The sequence below is a fragment of the Paenibacillus sp. SAFN-117 genome (genome assembly GCF_051966115.1).
Lineage (GTDB): Bacteria > Bacillota > Bacilli > Paenibacillales > NBRC-103111 > Paenibacillus_L > Paenibacillus_L residui.
This window is the reverse complement of the sequence record NZ_JBQCLK010000092.1, coordinates 1-1,017: the sequence shown is the minus strand read 5'-3', so window position 1 is coordinate 1,017 and position 1,017 is coordinate 1. Positions and strand designations below refer to the sequence as shown.

The window sequence follows — 1,017 nt, the reverse complement described above, 5'->3', positions numbered from 1 at the left end:
GGAGGTTTTTCGTAAGTTTGCGTATTCTACCGATTCTAAGGTGCCGACTTGACATGGAGCCTCTGCAGGCATGCTTATTTGCGAAGGGGCGAAGTTGAAGACAGATTCGCAAGGCAGCCAGCCTATCATGCCTGCCCCTCCATGTAAAGTCTTTGGAGTCACTGTCGGTATATAAAAACTCGGATCATAAGGCGATATTGTATTTGGAATGGTTACCACACTGCATCACCCAGTTGGAAAACTGGATCGGAGACATATACCCCAAACTACTATGCATCCTCCGATGATTGTAAAATTCCATGTAGCGGTCGATGGCTGCATAGGCTTCTTCAAAGGTCATGAAGTCTTCTTTCGCCAACAGATCTCGCTCCAACAAACTGTGGAACGATTCAATATAAGCATTCATATTCGGTGTCTTCGGCGGGATCCGTTCATGGACTAATTCCCAGCTTTCACAAGTATCTCCAAACAACGCACTTACGAATTGTGGCCCGTTATCCGTTCGGATTACCGGCCGAGGATCTCCAGGCTTGATCCGGCTTTCAAGAGCCCGTACTAAGGTCTGACAGACGTGTTTGGCTTCACATACCGGTCCTCTATAGTAACCAACGATGACACGATCAAATACGTCAATAATATCGCATATGAAAAAGAATCGGTCTTGGCCAGCTATATAGCCATACTTGATATCCATCTGCCACAGTTGTTTAGGTCCTGTCACGATGCGGTTTTTGGGCAATCTTCGTGGGTGCTTCGATTTTCGTTTTCGTTGTTTTTGAAGAATGCCAAGCTCACTGCATAACCGATGCGACTTTTTCTTATTGAGGACCAGTTTCTTTTGCTTTCGAAGGCATCGGGCGAGTAACTTGTAGCCATATACATGTTCCTCGCCTTCGACAAGCTCAAGCAGCCATTCTTTAATCTGTTCGTCGCTCACTTTCCGTCCATCCGTCGTAAGGGAATATCCGGGATAGGAACGACCTCTGCGGCTTGCTGTAGATGGTTTTGCTTGAGCTT

Annotated in this window: 1 protein-coding gene; it reads right to left on the bottom strand. The window is 46.5% G+C overall.

Translation table 11 applies throughout. The features are described 5' to 3' along the window. Positions 1 to 184: 184 nt before the first annotated feature. A partial coding sequence (locus ACTHRH_RS25670) for an IS3 family transposase (protein ID WP_440418291.1) occupies positions 185 to 1,017 on the bottom strand: 833 nt, incomplete at its 5' end.